Consider the following 15,555-nt stretch of genomic DNA (forward strand, 5'->3'; position numbering starts at 1 on the left):
AAAATCAAATGATGGAATGTATTTTCTTTAAGAAACAACAGGTTCTGGAATAAAATGCCTGTGCGCGCCGCAGGCGTGTATCTTCTGTGAAATTTGTTTGTCGAGGAGTAAGCAATGGCAAGGCCAGAGAAAGTCCGGCTCGGTGAAATTTTGGTGCAGCAGAAGTTGCTGACGGAAGAACAGTTGGGCCAGGCCTTGACGGAACAGAAGCGTTCGGGACGCAAGCTGGGCCGCGTTTTTGTCGAGCACGGCTTCGTCACGGAAGAGCAGATTTCAGGCGCGCTGGCACGCCAGCTCGACATTCCCTATATCAATCTGAAGTTTTTCAACATCAATCCCGAACTGGTGCGGCTGCTGCCGGAAACCCAGGCGCGCCGCTTCCGCGCGCTGGTGCTGGAAGACCGCCGCGAGGGCTTGCTGGTCGGCATGTCCGATCCCACCGACCTGTTCGCGTACGATGAAATTTCGCGCCTGGTCAAGCGCCAGATCGAACTGGCCGTGGTCAATGAAACGGAAGTGCTGGCCGCCATCGACCGCATCTACCGCCGCACGGAAGACATCTCGACCCTGACGCGCGAGCTGGAGCAGGATCTGGGCGACGTGTCCGTCGACTTCGGCGCGCTGGCCGCCAATCCGGGCCTGGAAGAGGCGCCCATCGTCAAGCTGCTGCAATCGGTGTTCGAGGATGCCACGCAGGTGCGCGCCTCCGACATCCACATCGAGCCGCAGGAAGGCCGGCTGCAGATCCGCTTCCGCATCGACGGCGTGCTGCACCTGCAGACGGAAGCGGACAGCAAGATCGCCAGTTCGCTGGCGCTGCGCCTGAAACTGATGTCGGACCTCGATATTTCCGAGAAGCGCCTGCCGCAGGACGGCCGTTTCGCCATCCGCGTAAAAAACCAGCGCATCGACGTGCGTATTTCCACCATGCCGACGCAGTACGGCGAATCGGTGGTGATGCGTCTGCTGAACCAGGGCGGCACGACCTTGCGCCTGGACGCGATCGGCATGCCGCCCAAGCTGGTGCAGCAGTTCCGCGCCATCGTCAGCCGCCCGAACGGCCTCGTGCTGGTGACGGGGCCGACCGGCAGCGGCAAGACGACGACCCTGTACTGCGCCTTGTCCGAACTCAATTCCGTGGAAAAAAAGCTCATCACGGTGGAAGACCCCGTCGAGTACCGTTTGCCCGGCATTAACCAGGTGCAAGTGAACGACAAGATCGAACTGAACTTTGCCAGAGTGCTGCGTTCGGCCTTGCGGCAAGATCCCGACATCGTGCTCGTCGGCGAGATGCGCGACCAGGAAACGGCGCAAATCGGCTTGCGCGCCGCCATGACGGGTCACCTGGTGCTGTCGACCCTGCATACGAACGACGCCATCAGCACGCCGCTGCGCCTGATGGACATGGGCGTGCCCCGCTACATGGTGGGCAGCTCGCTGCAAGCCGTGCTGGCGCAGCGTCTGGTGCGCGTGATCTGCGAAAGCTGCAGCACGCCGTACCAGCCCACGCCGAACGAATACGAATGGCTGCGCCTGGAATTGGGCGAGCTGGTCGAGCGCAACCAGTATTTCCACGGCAAAGGCTGTTCGCATTGCAATGGCATGGGTTACCGGGGCCGCACGGGCGTGTACGAATTGCTGGAAATTACGCGCGCCGTGGCCGATGCCGCCAACCATGCCGATCCATCGCACTTCATGAAGGTGGCGACGGCGCAGATGGCCGGCGACACCTTGCGCCGCCACGCCGTGCAGCTGGTGGTGCAAGGCCGCACGACGGTGATGGAAGCGATGCGCATCAGCAACCAGAGCGAGGATTGACGTGGCGTTTTTTGCTTACAAGGCGCGCAATGCCAACGGCGAACTGCTGACCGGCGTGATGGAAGGCGCCGACAGCGGCGCCGTGGCCGATCAGTTGATGGCGGGCGGCAGTACGCCCGTCGACATCAGCGCCACCAAACAGACGGTGGCGGGCGCCGGCGCCAGCAAATTGGGCTGGTGGGACAAGCTGACCGAGAAAAAAGTCACGCCCATGGACGTGCAGCTGTTCAGCCGCCAGCTGTACACCCTGCTCAAGGCGGGCGTGCCCATCATGCGGGGACTGGCCGGCCTGCAGGAATCCGCCATCAGCCCCGCGTTCGGGCGCATCATCAAGGACGTGCGCGAGTCGCTGGATGCGGGGCGCGAGTTGTCGGCCGCCATGGCGCGCCATCCCGCCATCTTCACGCCGTTTTATCTGTCGATGGTGCGCGTGGGCGAAATGACGGGGCGCCTCGACGAAGTGTTCCTGCGCCTGTTCGATCACCTGGAATTCGACCGCGACATGCGCGCGCGCGTCAAGTCGGCCACGCGCTACCCGAGCTTCGTCGTCTTCGCCATGGTCGCCGCGATGATCGTGGTGAATATCTTCGTCATTCCCCAGTTCGAAAAAGTGTTCGCCAGCTTCCACGCGGAACTGCCCCTGATGACGCGCTTCCTGATCGGCACCTCGCGCTTCACGGTGACCTACTGGCCCATCCTGCTGATGCTGGGCGTGGGCGGCTTTTTCGGCTGGCGCGCCTGGCTGCGCACGAAAGAGGGCCTGTATAAATGGGACCGCGCCAAGCTGCGCCTGCCGATTGCCGGCAAGATCATCCTGAAGGGCACGATGGCCCGCTTCGCCCGCAGCTTCGCCCTGTCGAGCACCAGCGGCGTGCCCATCGTGCAGGCGCTGACGGTGGTGGCGCAAACGGTGGACAACACCTACCTGAGCGCGCGCGTGGAGCAGATGCGCGACGGCGTGGAGCGGGGCGAAAGCATCCTGCGCACCTCGGTGGCGGCCGGCGTGTTTACGCCCGTGGTGCTGCAGATGATCGCCGTGGGCGAGGAGTCCGGTTCGCTCGACGACCTGATGGACGAGATCGCGGACATGTACGAGCGCGAAGTCGATTACGAGCTGAAAACCCTGTCGGCGCAGATCGAGCCGATCCTGATCGTCTTCCTCGGCGCCATGGTGCTGGTGCTGGCGCTGGGCATCTTCCTGCCGATCTGGGACCTGGGCCGCGCGGCCCTGCACTGATGGCGCTGCCTGCCCGCCAGCGCGGTTTCACGCTGTTCGAACTGGCCGTCGTGGCGAGCGTGTTCGCCATCCTGGTGGGCGTGTTCCTGAACCGGGCCGGCTACTACCAGCAGCAGGCGCAGCAGCTGGCTATGGCGCAGACGCTGGGGGCCTTGCGCACCGGCTTGCGGGTGCAGGTGCTGCAGCTGTACCTGGCGGACGGGCGCGCGCGCATACCGGCGCTGGCGCGGCAAAACCCGTTCGACTGGCTGGCCGACAAGCCAGCCAACTACTTGGGCGAATTCGATGCCCCCGTGCTCGATGAATTACCCGGCGGGAATTGGTTGTACGACAGAAAAGAACAAAAAATCATCTATTTGTTTAGTAATGGCAATATTTTTCCCGGTTCAGAGCTTGATGCAGTGAAATTTAAGGTAATCTTGCCAGGTGCAGACGCCGATATTGACAAGCTCGTCCAGGAACCCGATATTGTGTTGTGGAAATAGCCTGACGCGCTGCAACGGCGTGCCGTGCAGCGCACGTTTCATGGCGTTGGTTTTGATGTTTTTATTTGATTTTGGAGAAGCTGGTATGAAGAAATCCTTACGTAGTATGAAAAGCGGCGCCCAGGCGGGTTTTACCCTGATTGAACTGGTCGTCGTCATCGTGATCCTGGGTATCCTGGCAGCGACGGCCATTCCTAAATTCGTCGACATGTCGACCGATGCGCGCATCGCCAAGATGCAGGCGGCAGCGGGCGCCTTGAAATCCGGCTCGGCCCTGTTCCACGCACAATGGCTGGTCAAGGGTTCGCCTGCCGACGCCGTTGCCGTCAACATGGAAGGCACGGACATCAAGGGCATCAGCGGCTACCCCGGCATCGCATCGCCTGGCATCGCCTCGGCGGCAGGCGGTCTGGTTGACTACGATATCGCCACCGTTGCGGCGACGGGAACCGTGCTGACGGTGTTGCCTGATAACAAGCATACAAGTTGCAAGGTGACCTATACGACTGCCGTGGCTGCGTCAGGCACCACGCCAGTCCTGCCGGCGGTGGTTGACGCGACGGCCCTGACCTCGACCAACTGCAGCTAATCCGGGCGTGCAGCTGCCATGCCGGCAAGCCGGCGTGGCCACGCCATGTTTTCCGCCCGCCCAACGCCAGGCCATGCCGGTTGGGCTTTTTTACGGGTATTGCCATTGTCCCTGCCATCGACCACCTTGCCGCAACGTATGACGCTCTCGCGGCCCAGGCTGCGGCGCCGCGCGCGCGGCTTCACGCTGATCGAACTGGTCGCGGTGCTGGTGATCGCCGGCCTGCTGGCCACGTTTGCCGTTTCGCGGTTTTTCCAGCGCGATGCCTTTGATGCCCGCAGTACCAGCGATCAGGTGGCGAGTATCGTGCGCTATGGACAAAAGCTTGCGGTGGCGCAAAACCGTCCCGTGTTTGTGCGCATCGACGGCAAAAGCGTGGCGCTGTGCTTCGATGCCGCTTGCAGCGATGAGCAGAAGGTGGTGCCGCCCGCCGGGACGAACAGCGGCAGCAAGGAAACACTGCTCGCTTGCAGCGACAGGAGCAACTGGCTGTGCGAAGGATGGCCTGCGGCCGTTACGCTGACGGGCGGCGCGGGGTTTTACTTTGACCCGCTGGGGCGCCCGTATTACGCGGCGTACGGCGATTTTTCCACTATCCTGGTGCTGACCGTGGTTGCGGGCGGGCAGCAATACCAGGTCAACGTCGCACCGGAGACCGGCTATGTGTACCGCTAGGCGCCGTGCCGCCAGGCGCGGCCAGGCCGGCGTGACCCTGATCGAACTGGTGCTCTTCATCGTCATCGTGGGCGTGGCGGTGACGGCCATCCTTGGCGTGATGAGCTTGACGACGCGCAATAGCGTCGACCCGCAGCTGCGCAAGCAGGCGCTGGCCATTGCGCAAGGCATGCTCGACGAAATCGAGGGCGCGCGCTTCACTTATTGCGCAGTGGACGACCCGGCAGCCGAGACGGCGACCGGCGAGGCCGGTTGCGCCACGAAGGAAGCGTTTGGCATACAGGGCGCCACCACGCAGCGGCCTTACGACAACGTCAATGATTACGTGGCCAGCGACGGCGGAACCTCGACATACACCACGGATGTGGCCGGCAACCCGTTCTCAGCGCTTGCCGGCCAGTATGCGGCGACGGTGAGCATCAATACCGTTGCGCTGAACGGCATCGCGGCGCCCAAGGTGCTGCATATCCAGGTCAGCGTCGCCTATGGCGACAAGCAGCAGGTCGTACTCGACGGCTATCGCACGCGCTACGCGCCGAACAGCATCCCATGAATACCTCTTCTTTCCGGCGCCGCGCGCGCGGCTTTACCCTGGTGGAGATGATCATTGTGATCGTCATCACGGGCATCATCGGCGGCATGGTGGCCATGTTCATCCGCCTGCCCGTGCAAGGTTATATCGATGCCAATGCCCGCGCCGACCTGGCCGACCTGGCCGATACCGCCACGCGGCGCATCGCGCGCGACGTGCGCCTTGCCCTGCCGAACAGCGTGCGCGTCAGCGCGGACGGGAAATACCTGGAGTTGCTGTTGACGAAATCGGGCGGCCGCTACCTGTCCGAGGACGATGCACCGGGTCTCGGAGCCGTGCTGGCCTTCAATCCCGTCGCCGCCGGCGCGAACGCCAATCAATTTACCGTCGTCGGGAGCGCGCCGGAGATCGCGCCCGGCGACTTTATCGCCGTCTACAATATGGGCGACAACCTGCCGGATGCCTACGGCTGTGCCGTCAACGCCGGCATCTGCAATCTGGCGCAGGTCGATGCCGTCAGCGGCACGCTGGTGACCCTGAAGAGCAATCCCTTCCTCGCGCAGGCGCCGCTGAAGTTCCCCTCGCCATCGCACCGTTTTCAGGTGGTGACGACGCCTGTCAGCTATGTTTGCGATCCGCAGGCCGGTACCCTGATGCGTTATTCCGGCTATGTCATCCAGGCGACGCAGCCGCTCGATGCGGCGGCGGCGCCTTTGTTAACGGCCCCCGTGCGCGCACTGCTGGCGCAAAAAATCCTGAAAAACACGGTGACGCGGTCTGGTCAAACAGAGGCTCCCCCCGAAGGCTGTTTTACCTATGAGGTGTTGAAGAACGGGCCGCGCGGCCTGCTCAGCATCGTCCTGAGCCTCGGCGCGGAAAACAGCAATACCGGCACGCTGCGCCTGGTGCAGCAGGTACAGGTCAGTAACACACCATGAGCGCCATGAGAATATTTCCCTCGCGCCGCATGCGCGGCTTCAGCCTGGTGACGGCCATCTTCCTGCTGGTGGTGCTGGCGGGGCTGGGCGCCGTGATGGTGAACGTGTTTACCCTGCAGCAAGTTGAATCGGCGATGGACGTGCAGGGCGTGCGCGCCGAGCAGGCCGCGCGCGCCGGCATCGAGTGGGGCGTGTACAGCCAGCTGATCGATGGAAACTGCGCTCCTTCCGTGTCGTTTGCCTTGCCGGCAGGCACATCGCTGTCCTCCTTTTCTGTCAGCGTACAGTGCGTCAAGGCCACGGGTCCGGGCACACTGAGCAGCTGGACCATCACGGCCACGTCCTGCAACCAGCCGGCCGCGGCCGAGCCGTTATGTCCGCACGCAGGCAACAACCCCGATTACGTCCAGCGCCGCCTGCAGGCCGTGCTGTCGCAGTAAGGTCAACTGCTTGAAAAAAAGATCGCTAATTTATTGTTTTTACACAACAAAATTGGTTTCATGAATTAGAATTGGCTTGATGCATTATCTGCGCGACAAGTCGGGCAGGCACTTACACTGGATAGTTCGCATGGGTTTATTCGCAAGAGCAAGAAAATACGATGGCTGGCTGGCGACGGCGTTTGGCCGCGAAGGTGTCAGCGCCGTCGTTGTCGAGCGTCCCGCCGACGGCCTGCCGCGCGTGCTGTGCGCCAGTTACCAGGCGGCGGAACGGCCCGCGTCGGCCGAGGTGCTGGAAAAGCTGGGCAAGGAACTGCAGGCCGCGGCGCGCCACTGCAGTACCGTGCTGGCCGGCGGCGAGTACCAGCTGCTGTCGCTGGAAGCGCCGGCTGTGCCGCGCGAGGAATTGAAGACGGCCGTGGGCTGGCGCCTGAAGGACATGCTGGACTTTCCCCTGGCCGAGGCCACCATCGACGTGTTCGACATCCCCGGCGACCCGAACGGCACCCAGCGCGGCAGCAGCGTGTTTGCCGTCGCCGCGCGCAACAGCGCCGTGTCGCGGCGCCAGGGGCTGTATGGCGTATGCAAGATCGGCCTGTCCGTGATCGATATCCCGGAAATGGCGCAGCGCAATATCGCCACCCTGCTGGAAACGCCGGGGCGCGGCATCGCCGTGCTGTCCTTCGATGGCGACGGCGGCTTGCTGACCATGAGTTTCAATGGCGAGCTGTACCAGGCGCGCCGCATCGATGTGACCTTGCCGCAATTGCACTCGCCCGACGCCAGCCAGTATTACGATCGCGTCACCCTGGAGCTGCAGCGCTCGTTCGACCACTTCGACCGCCAGTTCCACTTCATTTCGCTCTCGCGCCTGATGCTGATGACGGGCGCCAGCGATGGCTTGCACGGCTATCTGGCCGATAATCTGTACATGCCGGTCGAACGGCTGGACCTGAATCAGGTGTTCGACTTTTCACGGGTTGCCGCCTTGCGCGAGCCGGACATGCAGGCGCGCTACTTCCTGGCGCTGGGCGCGGCCTTGCGCGAGGGGGGCATGCTCCCGGGCAAGAGCGAAGGGAAGGGCGCATGAGCCAGCAGATCAATCTGTTCAACCCCCAGTTCGAACAGACGACCCACCAGATGTCGGCGCGCACCGCCGGCGCCTGCCTCGGTGCGCTGGCGCTGGGCTTGCTGCTGCTGTGCGTGCTGGGCCAGCGCTCGCTGACGGAACTGCAGCGCCAGGACGCGGATGTCCAGGCGGCGCTGGCAAAAGAAGAGGCGAGGCGCGACCAGGCCTTGCGTGATTTTCCGCCACGCAAGAAAGATCCGGCGCTGGCGCAGGAAGTCGCGGCAGCCGAGGCGCAGCGCCAGTTGCTGCTGGATGCGTCGGCCGTGCTGGCCAGTGGCGAACTGGGCAATACCCAGGGCTTTGCCGGCTATTTCCGCGCGCTGGCGCAGGCCAGGGTGGAAGGCGTATGGTTGACGAACATCAATATCGCCGGTGCCGGCAGTGAACTCGGCTTGCAGGGCCGCGCCTTGCGCGCGTCGCTGCTGCCCGCGTATATCACGCGTCTGGGTCAGCAGGATATGCTGGCAGGCAAGAGCTTCGCCAGCCTCGACATCGGCCAGCCGCCGGTGCCGGCGGTCACCGAAGGCAAGGCACCGGCGGCGCCGTATGTGACTTTCAGCTTGCAATCATCAAGTCAGCTTGCGGCGTCCGCCGCGGCAGCGGGAGGAAAACACTGATGCAGCCCTTGCTGAAAAAATGGGCCGCTGCCTTCGACGCCCTCAGCCGGCGCGAGCGGCTGATGCTGTTCGGCGCGGGCGTGGCCGCGCTCCTGTTCGTCTTCTATTTTTTGTTCTTTAATCCGCTGTTCGCGAAACGGGCGGCGCTGCATGCGAGCATTGCGCAAAAGCAAAACCAGAAGGCAGCCATCGCCAAGGAAATCGAACTGACCATGCTGGCGCACGCAGTGGACCCGGACCAGAATGCGCGCGCGCGTCTGGCGGCCCTGCTGGCGGAAGGGGCGAGAATGAAAGAGCAGCTGCGCCAGAAGCAGCACGGCCTGGTGGCGCCCGAACGCATGGTCGCGCTGCTGGAACAGTTGCTGCGCCGGCATGCCGGCCTGCGTGTGGTCGCGCTGAAAACCTTGTCTGGAGGTGGCGTGGGCGCTTCCCCGGCAGCCGCAGCGTCCGGCGACGGCGCTGCCAAGGCAAGCGCCCCGGCGCCCCTGCTGCACCGGCATGGCGTGGAAGTGGTGCTGCAGGGCAGTTATGCCGACATGCTGCAGTACATGCAGGCGCTGCAGGCGATGCCGACGCGGGTCTTCTGGGGCCAGGCCCGCCTGGAGGCCGAAACCTACCCGCAAGCGACGCTGACCCTGACTTTATATACCCTCAGCATGGATGACACATGGATCGCACTGTGACCGCCGGCCGCGCGCCGCGCCGCTGGGCGCCGCTCCTGGCGCTGTGCCTGGCCTGCAGCGGCGTGCAGGCGCAGGCGCTGGACGACCCCACGCGCCCGCCCGCGGCCCTGTGGGCGCCCGCCAGCGCCGCTCCCGTCGCGCCCGCGCAGCCGCGCCTGCAATCGGTGCTCATCTCCACCCAGCCGGGCGGCCGCCGCCTCGCCGTCATCGATGGCCAGACAGTCAAGGTCGGCAGCAAGGTGGGCGACGCCGTGGTGACGGAGATCCGCGACACGGCCGTATTATTGCGGCGTGGCAAAACACTGGAAACCTTCAAGCTGTACCCGGGCAGCAAGATACCGCCTCAGACCGACAGCAAGACCGACCGCAAGCAGGAGTAGAAGAAGTGGCCAAGCAATTCAATCAACACAAGGCGAGCATGTTCAAGATCAGCACGATGGCGGCGCTTGTCAGCGTCAGCCTGGGCCTGGGCGGCTGCAATGTCGCGCCCGTCAAGCGCGACACCTATAACGCAATTACGGACGCCGTCAAGGGCGCGGCGGCCACCACCACGCCGGCAGCCCAGCCCGATGCCGTGGAAGCGGCGCTGCTGCCGCCCGTGGCGGCCCTGGCCCAGCAATTGCCGAAGGCCCGCGCCGCGCTCGACGAGCGCTTCAACGTGGCCTTCAACAATGTGCCGGCGCGCCAGTTCTTCACCTCCATCGTGGCCGGCACGCGCTACAACATGCTGGTCCATCCCGATATCGGCGGCACGATTTCGGCCAACCTGAAGGACGTGACCCTGTTCCAGGCGCTCGACGCCGTGCGCGAGCTGTACGGCTACGACTACAAGGTCGAAGGCACGCAGATCTACATCAAGCCGCTGACCATGCAGACGCGCTTGTTCCATGTCAATTACCTGACGGGCGCGCGCAGGGGCAGTTCCAACCTGCGCGTGTCGTCGACCTCGGTGGGCTCGGTCGGTTCGACCAATTCGGGCGGTTCGGGCGGCAATGGCAACCAGGGCAACAACCAGAATAGCGAGCAGAACCAGCAGACGAATGGCGGCCAGGGCGGCCGCACCCTGGACAGCAGCAACCTCACCACCTCGTCCACGGCAGACTTCTGGCCGGAATTGAAGGCGGCGCTGGAAGCCATCGTCGGCAGCACCGAGGGCGGCCGGCAAGTGGTGCTGAGCCCGCAGTCGGGCGTGATCGTCATCCGCGCCATGCCGGAAGAGCTGCGCAACGTCGACATGTACCTGAAGGCCACGCAGCTGTCCGTCGACCGCCAGGTGATCCTGGAAGCGAAAATCCTCGAAGTCGAGCTCAACGACAACACGCAGACGGGCATCAACTGGGCTTCGTTCGCCTCGATCAAGAGCGGCCACACGAACCGCATCTCGACGGGCTTCATCCAGCCGGGCGGCAGCCTGGCGCCGCTGCCGTTCAACGGCGGCCAGCCGCCCAACATGACGAATGGCAGCGGCCTGACGGCCAGCAGCGGCTTCGGCCTCAGTTCGGCGGCGACGGCGGCCGGCTCCATGTTCGGCCTGGCGTTCCAGACAGCCAACTTTGCCGCCATGATTTCCTTCCTGGAATCGCAAGGCTCCGTGCACGTGCTGTCGAGTCCGCGCATCGCCACCATGAACAACCAGAAGGCCGTGCTGAAGATAGGCACGGACGAGTTTTACGTGACGGGCGTGTCGACCACCACGAATACGACGGCCAGCGGCGCCACCACCAGCCCCAACGTGACCTTGCAGCCGTTCTTTTCCGGCGTGGTGCTGGACGTGACGCCGCAGATCGATGCGGATGGCAACATCATCCTGCACGTGCACCCGTCCGTCAGCCAGGTGTCGACCATCAGCAAGGAAATCGACCTGGGCAGCGCCGGCTCGCTGAAACTGCCGCTGGCCGCTTCCAGCACGTCCGAGATGGACAGCATGGTGCGCAGCCAGGATGGGCGCATCGTCGCCATCGGCGGCCTGATGCGCCAGGCCACGACCTCGGACCGCTCGCAGGTGCCGGGCGCGGGCGATATTCCCGTGCTGGGCGCGCTGTTCCGCAACACGGGACAGGTGATCCAGAAGCGCGAACTGGTGGTGCTGATCAAGCCCACCATCGTCGAAGGCGCCAACAGCTGGAACGAGGACTTGCTCGATTCGGGCAAGCGCATCGAGGCGCTCGACCCGCGCCGGCCATCGGAGCGGCGCTAAATGTACCAGGCCCATTTCGGCTTGCGCGAGGCGCCGTTCGGCCTCACGCCCGATACCAGTTTCTTCTTCAATGGCCCGCAGTCGCAAAAGGCGCTCAACACCTTGCTGGTGGCGGCGCGCAATGGCGAGGGCTTCATCAAGATCACTGGCGAAGTGGGCACTGGTAAAACCTTTTTGTGCCGCAAGTTCATGCAATCGCTGGGGCCGGATTTCGTCACGGCCTATATCCCGAATCCTAACCTGCCGCCCCGATCGCTGATCCTGGCGCTGGCGGACGACCTCGATGTATTGCTGGAGAAAGATGCGGATCAGCACCAGCTACTCAAATCCCTCAACTTGCGCCTGCTTAACTTGGCGGCGCAAGGCAAGCGCGTGCTGCTGTGCCTGGATGAAGCGCAGGCGATTCCCGTCGACAGCCTCGAAGCGCTGCGCCTGCTGACGAACCTGGAAACGGAAAAACGCAAGCTGCTGCAAATCGTGCTGTTCGGCCAGCCCGAACTCGACGTCAAGCTGGCCCTGCCGGAAATCCGTCAGCTGGCGCAGCGCATCACCTTTCACTACCACCTGGGACCGTTGTCGCGCGACGACGTGGATTTCTATGTGGCGCACCGTCTGCGCGTGGCCGGTTTCGATGGCGCGCGTCTGTTCAGCCGGGGCGGCGTGCGCAAGCTGTACCAGGCTTCCGGCGGCATCCCGCGCCTGATCAACATCATGGCGCACAAGGCGCTGATGGTGGCGTATGGCGAAGGGCGGCAGCAGGTCAGCGGGCGCCACGTGGCGCTGGCCGCCAGCGATACCCTGGCCAGCAAGCCGCGCTTGTGGCGGAAGCCTTGGCCATGGCTGGCTGGCGCCGGCGTGCTGGCCGCCGCCTGCGCCGTGAGCTGGACTTTATTGAACCGATGACGAAGATGAGCCTGTAGATGAGCCTGATTAACAAGATGTTGCAAGACCTCGATGCGCGCGGCACTCCCGATGGACGCGGCGACGCGGCCGGCATCCGCTCCGTGCCCGAACGCGAGCGGGGCTTGCCGCGCGCGCTGATCTTCGGCGGCGCTGCCGGCCTGACGGCGGCGGCCATCGCCCTGGGCTGGGTCTACCTGAAGCGCCCGCCCGTGCCGCCCGTGCTGGTGAATGTGGCCAGCAACCCGCTTCCGGCGCCTGTCCCGGTACCCGTTCCAGTGCCCGTTCCTGTGCCTGTCGCCGTAGCGCCTGCGCCGGTGGTGTCCGCCCCGGCGGTTGAGCCCGAACCCGTGTCCCAGGCCGAGGAAGCTTCCCCGGCGCCCGCCAGGGCGCGGCCCGCCGAAATGCGGCGCGTCACGGAAAAACCCGCCAAGCCTGCCGCTGCGCCCGTTGTAAGGACGGCAGCGCCCGCCGCCAGCGAACGCCTCATCGACGGCAAGCAAGTGACTGCGCAGCAGCGCGTGGAGAATGCATACCGGCGCGCGCTGGCCCAGTTACAGGATGGCCGCGTCTCCGAAGCGTTGCCCGGTTTGCAGCAGACCCTGCAGCTGGACCCGCGCCACCAGGGCGCGCGCGAAACCCTGGTGCGCCTGCTGCTCGAAGCGCAGCGTCCGGACGAGGCGGCCCGCCAGCTGCAGCTGAGCCTGGCGCTGGACCCGAAACAGCCGGCGCAAGCGATGATGCTGGCCCGTCTGCAGCTGGAGAAGACCAACGGCGGCGCGGCGGCCCTCGACACCCTGATGCGCAGCTTGCCGTACGCCGCCGACAGCGGCGAATACCACGCCTTCCTGGCCGGCGTGCTGCAGCGCGAGCAGCGCTACCGCGAAGCGTCCGAGCACTACCAGCTGGCCCTGCAGGCGGCGCCCGACAACGGCGTCTGGTGGATGGGTCTCGGCATCGCCTTGCAAGCGGACAACCACCCGGCCCAGGCGCGTCAGGCGTTCGAGCGCGCCAAGGGCTTGCAAACCCTGTCGCCGCAGCTGCAGGCGTTTGTCGAGCGCAAGCTGGTGCAGTTGACCACGGCCAAGTAAGTGCGGCCGATTGCGGCGCCGCCGTTGGCAAGCGGGGCGAGCACGATACCTATGCTTCTCCTGTCGGCAGCGTTGCTGGCGCTATCGACTGCCGCCGCCGCGGCAATTGCCTGAAACGGATGAATCCGTGGACAAGACAAGATGAGCGTTGCCTGGAAATTCCCCGATGCCCCGAATACCGCCTGCTTCACGACCACGGAGGTCTTGAACGGCGCTCCCATCGTGCTGGTGTCCCATGACTACGAAGGGGATTGGCAATTTCACGCGGCCTCAACTGAAACGATGTTGAGTTCAGTCAAGATTGTCTGTCTGGCAGACATGATACGAAGAGATGACTTGCTGGCAGAGTTGCATGGCTTGCCCCTTGGCTGGGGCGCGCGGTGGGATGACTGGGCGGGACACTGGGAGCGTTTCAAGGACAAGCCGTTTCTCGCGTTTGCCGAACAGGGCTATTACCTGGAAGACGCCGTCTGGCTTTCCCGCTATTTGACGGATATCGAGCCGCCGCCGGCCGCGGTACGCGATGCGCTGCCCATCGGCGCCTGCGTGAAACGCGTGTTCCGCTTCGCCGCCGAGGATGGCGCGCGCGGCGACGGCCAGTGCGAACGGATGTGGGTGCAGGTGACCGGCATCGATGAATACGAGGCTGCTACAGCGGCACCATCGCGAACCATCCGCAGCATGCGGTGGCCAGCTATGGCGACCTGCTCGCGTTCCACCCCCTGCATGTGGCGGATATTGCTAGTGAACAAGATTGAAAGGACGCGCCATGCGCAATGAACGCGAGGGGGCGAAAGAGGCGCGCCGGGAAATCAGGCGCTACCAGGAACATATCAATTCACCGCGCCTTTGCCCGGACCAGTGTTACCGCAGGGCCAGCCCGACGTATGCGCTGGTGTGCCACGTCAACCAGGTGACGGGCCTTTTCCTGAGCAAGAACTATTACGTGATCCCTATTTTCCTCCAGCGCGCCCATGCAACGCTGCTGGAGTTGAAGGCAGAACTTGTCAGCGAGCCGTATCGCAAGCTGGTCGAGCAGTATCTGAGCCATATCGCGCATTTCATCGTCGATTTTCAATGTCTGGCGGAAGACGAGCGGCAAGCCGTGCAATATATCCCGCCAGCGCTGCTGGCCCTCATGCCAGAGACCTTGCCGGAAGACTTGCTCATGGAGGGCGAGTTTTGATATTGTAGTGCGGATGTATTTTTGGCATGATTGGAACAGTGTCATTTCTTTTTCAGATTGTTGATATCATCGCGCCATCACTGACTACGTCAAGGAACCCCGTTTGAAATCCCTCAGCCTGCTGCTCGCGCTCTGCTGCCTGCTCAACAATGCCCATGCCGCCCCCGCCACCGCCCCTGCCAGTTACGTTTTGGAGAATACGGAAGTGCGCGACATCCATGCGCAAACCTTGAACCGCGATTATCAGGTGTATGTGGCCTTGCCCGATTCCTATCGGCAGGGGAATAAACGCTACCCGGTGCTGTTCGTCGTCGATGCCAATTATGCGTTTCCCGTCGTGCGCAATATCGCGCAGCGCCTGAACAAGCATGCCGGGATGGAAGAAGTGGTGGTGGTCGGCCTGTCGTACGCCAACGGCGACGGTGGGGTGTACAGCCGCCGCCGCGACTACACGCCCACCACGCCGCGCAAGCACGATTACCGCTCGGACATGCCGGGGCGGCAGCCGGCGTTCGGCGAAGCGAAGGCGTATGGCCAGTTCATCGCGGGCGAGGTGTTTCCCTTTATCGCCAGTAACTATCGCGTGAATATGCAGCGCAAGGTGTTTATCGGCCATTCCTACGGCAGTCTGCTGGGCCTGCAATTTTTGCTGACGGAACCGCGCACCTTCGAGCACTACATCCTTGGCAGTCCGTCGCTGTGGTACGACGCTGGCGTGATGTTCGACCGCGAGCAGGCGTATGCCGCCAGCCACAAGGACTTGCCAGCTTCCGTGTTCTTCGGCATCGGCGGCCTGGAAAAGCTGGCGGCAGGCAAGAAACGTTCGCGCTCCGAGGAAGACGCCGACATGGTGGCCGACGTGCGCGAATTCGACGGCAAGCTGAAATCGCGCAAGTTTCCGAATCTGAAAACGCGTTTGCGCGTGTTCGAGGACGAAGACCATGCGAGCGTGTTTCCTTTTGTGCTCACGCATGGATTGCGGGCGTATCTGACGTCCGCAAAATGAACGGTGCCGGGTGCCGCCCGCCAGACAGTGCC

General features: G+C 63.8%; 18 protein-coding genes. All 18 read left to right on the forward strand.

Annotation, left to right across the window (positions count from 1 at the left end):
• Window positions 1-114: 114 nt before the first annotated feature.
• The 18 genes from OX462_RS11210 (at window position 115) to OX462_RS11295 (ending at window position 15,523) form a co-directional block, all read left to right on the forward strand.
• Window positions 115-1,818: a GspE/PulE family protein gene (locus tag OX462_RS11210; RefSeq protein WP_070291524.1), complete on the forward strand. Its 1,704-nt coding sequence runs from the start codon at window positions 115-117 to the stop codon at window positions 1,816-1,818.
• A gap of 1 nt (window position 1,819) precedes the next feature.
• Window positions 1,820-3,055 carry a type II secretion system F family protein gene (locus tag OX462_RS11215; protein WP_070291525.1) on the forward strand — a complete coding sequence of 412 codons (1,236 nt, stop codon included), beginning with the start codon at window positions 1,820-1,822 and terminating at the stop codon, window positions 3,053-3,055.
• Window positions 3,055-3,540: a type II secretion system protein gene (locus tag OX462_RS11220; RefSeq protein WP_409028426.1), complete on the forward strand. Its 486-nt coding sequence runs from the start codon at window positions 3,055-3,057 to the stop codon at window positions 3,538-3,540. Before OX462_RS11215 ends, OX462_RS11220 begins: the two co-directional genes overlap by 1 nt.
• 85 nt (window positions 3,541-3,625) lie before the next feature.
• The gene (locus OX462_RS11225) at window positions 3,626-4,129 is read left to right on the forward strand and encodes a type II secretion system protein (protein WP_409028427.1); all 504 of its coding nucleotides are present in this window, start codon (window positions 3,626-3,628) and stop codon (window positions 4,127-4,129) included.
• 138 nt (window positions 4,130-4,267) lie between these two features.
• On the forward strand, window positions 4,268-4,804 hold the full coding sequence (locus OX462_RS11230) for a pilus assembly FimT family protein (RefSeq protein WP_070220266.1): 537 nt from the start codon (window positions 4,268-4,270) through the stop codon (window positions 4,802-4,804).
• A complete protein-coding gene (locus tag OX462_RS11235; protein ID WP_121669838.1) occupies window positions 4,791-5,357 on the forward strand; it encodes a type IV pilus modification PilV family protein in 567 nt (188 codons plus the stop codon). The genes OX462_RS11230 and OX462_RS11235 overlap by 14 nt, the downstream gene beginning before the upstream one ends.
• Window positions 5,354-6,274 (forward strand): prepilin-type N-terminal cleavage/methylation domain-containing protein, encoded by a 921-nt coding sequence (locus OX462_RS11240; protein ID WP_121669837.1) that lies wholly within the window; start codon window positions 5,354-5,356, stop codon window positions 6,272-6,274. The genes OX462_RS11235 and OX462_RS11240 overlap by 4 nt, the downstream gene beginning before the upstream one ends.
• Before the next feature lie 5 nt (window positions 6,275-6,279).
• Window positions 6,280-6,714 carry an agglutinin biogenesis protein MshP gene (locus tag OX462_RS11245; RefSeq protein WP_227741989.1) on the forward strand — a complete coding sequence of 145 codons (435 nt, stop codon included), beginning with the start codon at window positions 6,280-6,282 and terminating at the stop codon, window positions 6,712-6,714.
• 130 nt (window positions 6,715-6,844) lie between these two features.
• Window positions 6,845-7,804 (forward strand): type IV pilus biogenesis protein PilM, encoded by a 960-nt coding sequence (locus OX462_RS11250; RefSeq protein WP_070312058.1) that lies wholly within the window; start codon window positions 6,845-6,847, stop codon window positions 7,802-7,804.
• Window positions 7,801-8,460: a PilN domain-containing protein gene (locus tag OX462_RS11255; protein WP_070220256.1), complete on the forward strand. Its 660-nt coding sequence runs from the start codon at window positions 7,801-7,803 to the stop codon at window positions 8,458-8,460. The genes OX462_RS11250 and OX462_RS11255 overlap by 4 nt, the downstream gene beginning before the upstream one ends.
• Window positions 8,460-9,143 carry a type II secretion system protein GspM gene (gspM, locus tag OX462_RS11260; RefSeq protein WP_070220254.1) on the forward strand — a complete coding sequence of 228 codons (684 nt, stop codon included), beginning with the start codon at window positions 8,460-8,462 and terminating at the stop codon, window positions 9,141-9,143. The genes OX462_RS11255 and gspM overlap by 1 nt, the downstream gene beginning before the upstream one ends.
• Window positions 9,128-9,523: an MSHA biogenesis protein MshK gene (locus tag OX462_RS11265; RefSeq protein ID WP_121669835.1), complete on the forward strand. Its 396-nt coding sequence runs from the start codon at window positions 9,128-9,130 to the stop codon at window positions 9,521-9,523. Before gspM ends, OX462_RS11265 begins: the two co-directional genes overlap by 16 nt.
• A 38-nt stretch (window positions 9,524-9,561) precedes the next feature.
• The gene (mshL, locus tag OX462_RS11270) at window positions 9,562-11,340 is read left to right on the forward strand and encodes a pilus (MSHA type) biogenesis protein MshL (protein ID WP_070220282.1); all 1,779 of its coding nucleotides are present in this window, start codon (window positions 9,562-9,564) and stop codon (window positions 11,338-11,340) included.
• On the forward strand, window positions 11,341-12,243 hold the full coding sequence (locus OX462_RS11275) for an ExeA family protein (RefSeq protein WP_070291534.1): 903 nt from the start codon (window positions 11,341-11,343) through the stop codon (window positions 12,241-12,243). It abuts the gene before it with no gap.
• A 17-nt stretch (window positions 12,244-12,260) separates the two neighbouring features.
• Window positions 12,261-13,331, forward strand: a complete 1,071-nt coding sequence (locus OX462_RS11280; protein WP_409028428.1) for a tetratricopeptide repeat protein — start codon at window positions 12,261-12,263, stop codon at window positions 13,329-13,331.
• A gap of 141 nt (window positions 13,332-13,472) precedes the next feature.
• The gene (locus OX462_RS11285) at window positions 13,473-14,111 is read left to right on the forward strand and encodes a hypothetical protein (protein WP_409028429.1); all 639 of its coding nucleotides are present in this window, start codon (window positions 13,473-13,475) and stop codon (window positions 14,109-14,111) included.
• On the forward strand, window positions 14,101-14,517 hold the full coding sequence (locus tag OX462_RS11290; RefSeq protein ID WP_409028430.1) for a hypothetical protein: 417 nt from the start codon (window positions 14,101-14,103) through the stop codon (window positions 14,515-14,517). The genes OX462_RS11285 and OX462_RS11290 overlap by 11 nt, the downstream gene beginning before the upstream one ends.
• 103 nt (window positions 14,518-14,620) lie before the next feature.
• Entirely contained in the window at window positions 14,621-15,523 is a 903-nt protein-coding gene (locus OX462_RS11295) for an alpha/beta hydrolase (RefSeq protein ID WP_070312051.1), read from the forward strand.
• Window positions 15,524-15,555 lie beyond the last annotated feature (32 nt).

The sequence above is a fragment of the Janthinobacterium aestuarii genome (assembly GCF_046113285.1).
GTDB lineage: Bacteria > Pseudomonadota > Gammaproteobacteria > Burkholderiales > Burkholderiaceae_D > Janthinobacterium.

What these genes read in the sequence shown, in the direction of transcription:
- OX462_RS11275 (WP_070291534.1), top strand. Translation starts at nt 11,341, where the DNA reads ATGTACCAGGCCCATTTCGGCTTGCGCGAGGCGCCGTTCGGCCTCACG.
- OX462_RS11210 (WP_070291524.1), top strand. Translation starts at nt 115, where the DNA reads ATGGCAAGGCCAGAGAAAGTCCGGCTCGGTGAAATTTTGGTGCAGCAG.
- OX462_RS11285 (WP_409028429.1), top strand. Translation starts at nt 13,473, where the DNA reads ATGAGCGTTGCCTGGAAATTCCCCGATGCCCCGAATACCGCCTGCTTC.
- OX462_RS11225 (WP_409028427.1), top strand. Translation starts at nt 3,626, where the DNA reads ATGAAGAAATCCTTACGTAGTATGAAAAGCGGCGCCCAGGCGGGTTTT.
- mshL (WP_070220282.1), top strand. Translation starts at nt 9,562, where the DNA reads ATGTTCAAGATCAGCACGATGGCGGCGCTTGTCAGCGTCAGCCTGGGC.
- gspM (WP_070220254.1), top strand. Translation starts at nt 8,460, where the DNA reads ATGCAGCCCTTGCTGAAAAAATGGGCCGCTGCCTTCGACGCCCTCAGC.
- OX462_RS11230 (WP_070220266.1), top strand. Translation starts at nt 4,268, where the DNA reads ATGACGCTCTCGCGGCCCAGGCTGCGGCGCCGCGCGCGCGGCTTCACG.
- OX462_RS11235 (WP_121669838.1), top strand. Translation starts at nt 4,791, where the DNA reads ATGTGTACCGCTAGGCGCCGTGCCGCCAGGCGCGGCCAGGCCGGCGTG.
- OX462_RS11265 (WP_121669835.1), top strand. Translation starts at nt 9,128, where the DNA reads ATGGATCGCACTGTGACCGCCGGCCGCGCGCCGCGCCGCTGGGCGCCG.
- OX462_RS11245 (WP_227741989.1), top strand. Translation starts at nt 6,280, where the DNA reads ATGAGAATATTTCCCTCGCGCCGCATGCGCGGCTTCAGCCTGGTGACG.
- OX462_RS11290 (WP_409028430.1), top strand. Translation starts at nt 14,101, where the DNA reads ATGCGCAATGAACGCGAGGGGGCGAAAGAGGCGCGCCGGGAAATCAGG.
- OX462_RS11220 (WP_409028426.1), top strand. Translation starts at nt 3,055, where the DNA reads ATGGCGCTGCCTGCCCGCCAGCGCGGTTTCACGCTGTTCGAACTGGCC.
- OX462_RS11250 (WP_070312058.1), top strand. Translation starts at nt 6,845, where the DNA reads ATGGGTTTATTCGCAAGAGCAAGAAAATACGATGGCTGGCTGGCGACG.
- OX462_RS11255 (WP_070220256.1), top strand. Translation starts at nt 7,801, where the DNA reads ATGAGCCAGCAGATCAATCTGTTCAACCCCCAGTTCGAACAGACGACC.
- OX462_RS11280 (WP_409028428.1), top strand. Translation starts at nt 12,261, where the DNA reads ATGAGCCTGATTAACAAGATGTTGCAAGACCTCGATGCGCGCGGCACT.
- OX462_RS11240 (WP_121669837.1), top strand. Translation starts at nt 5,354, where the DNA reads ATGAATACCTCTTCTTTCCGGCGCCGCGCGCGCGGCTTTACCCTGGTG.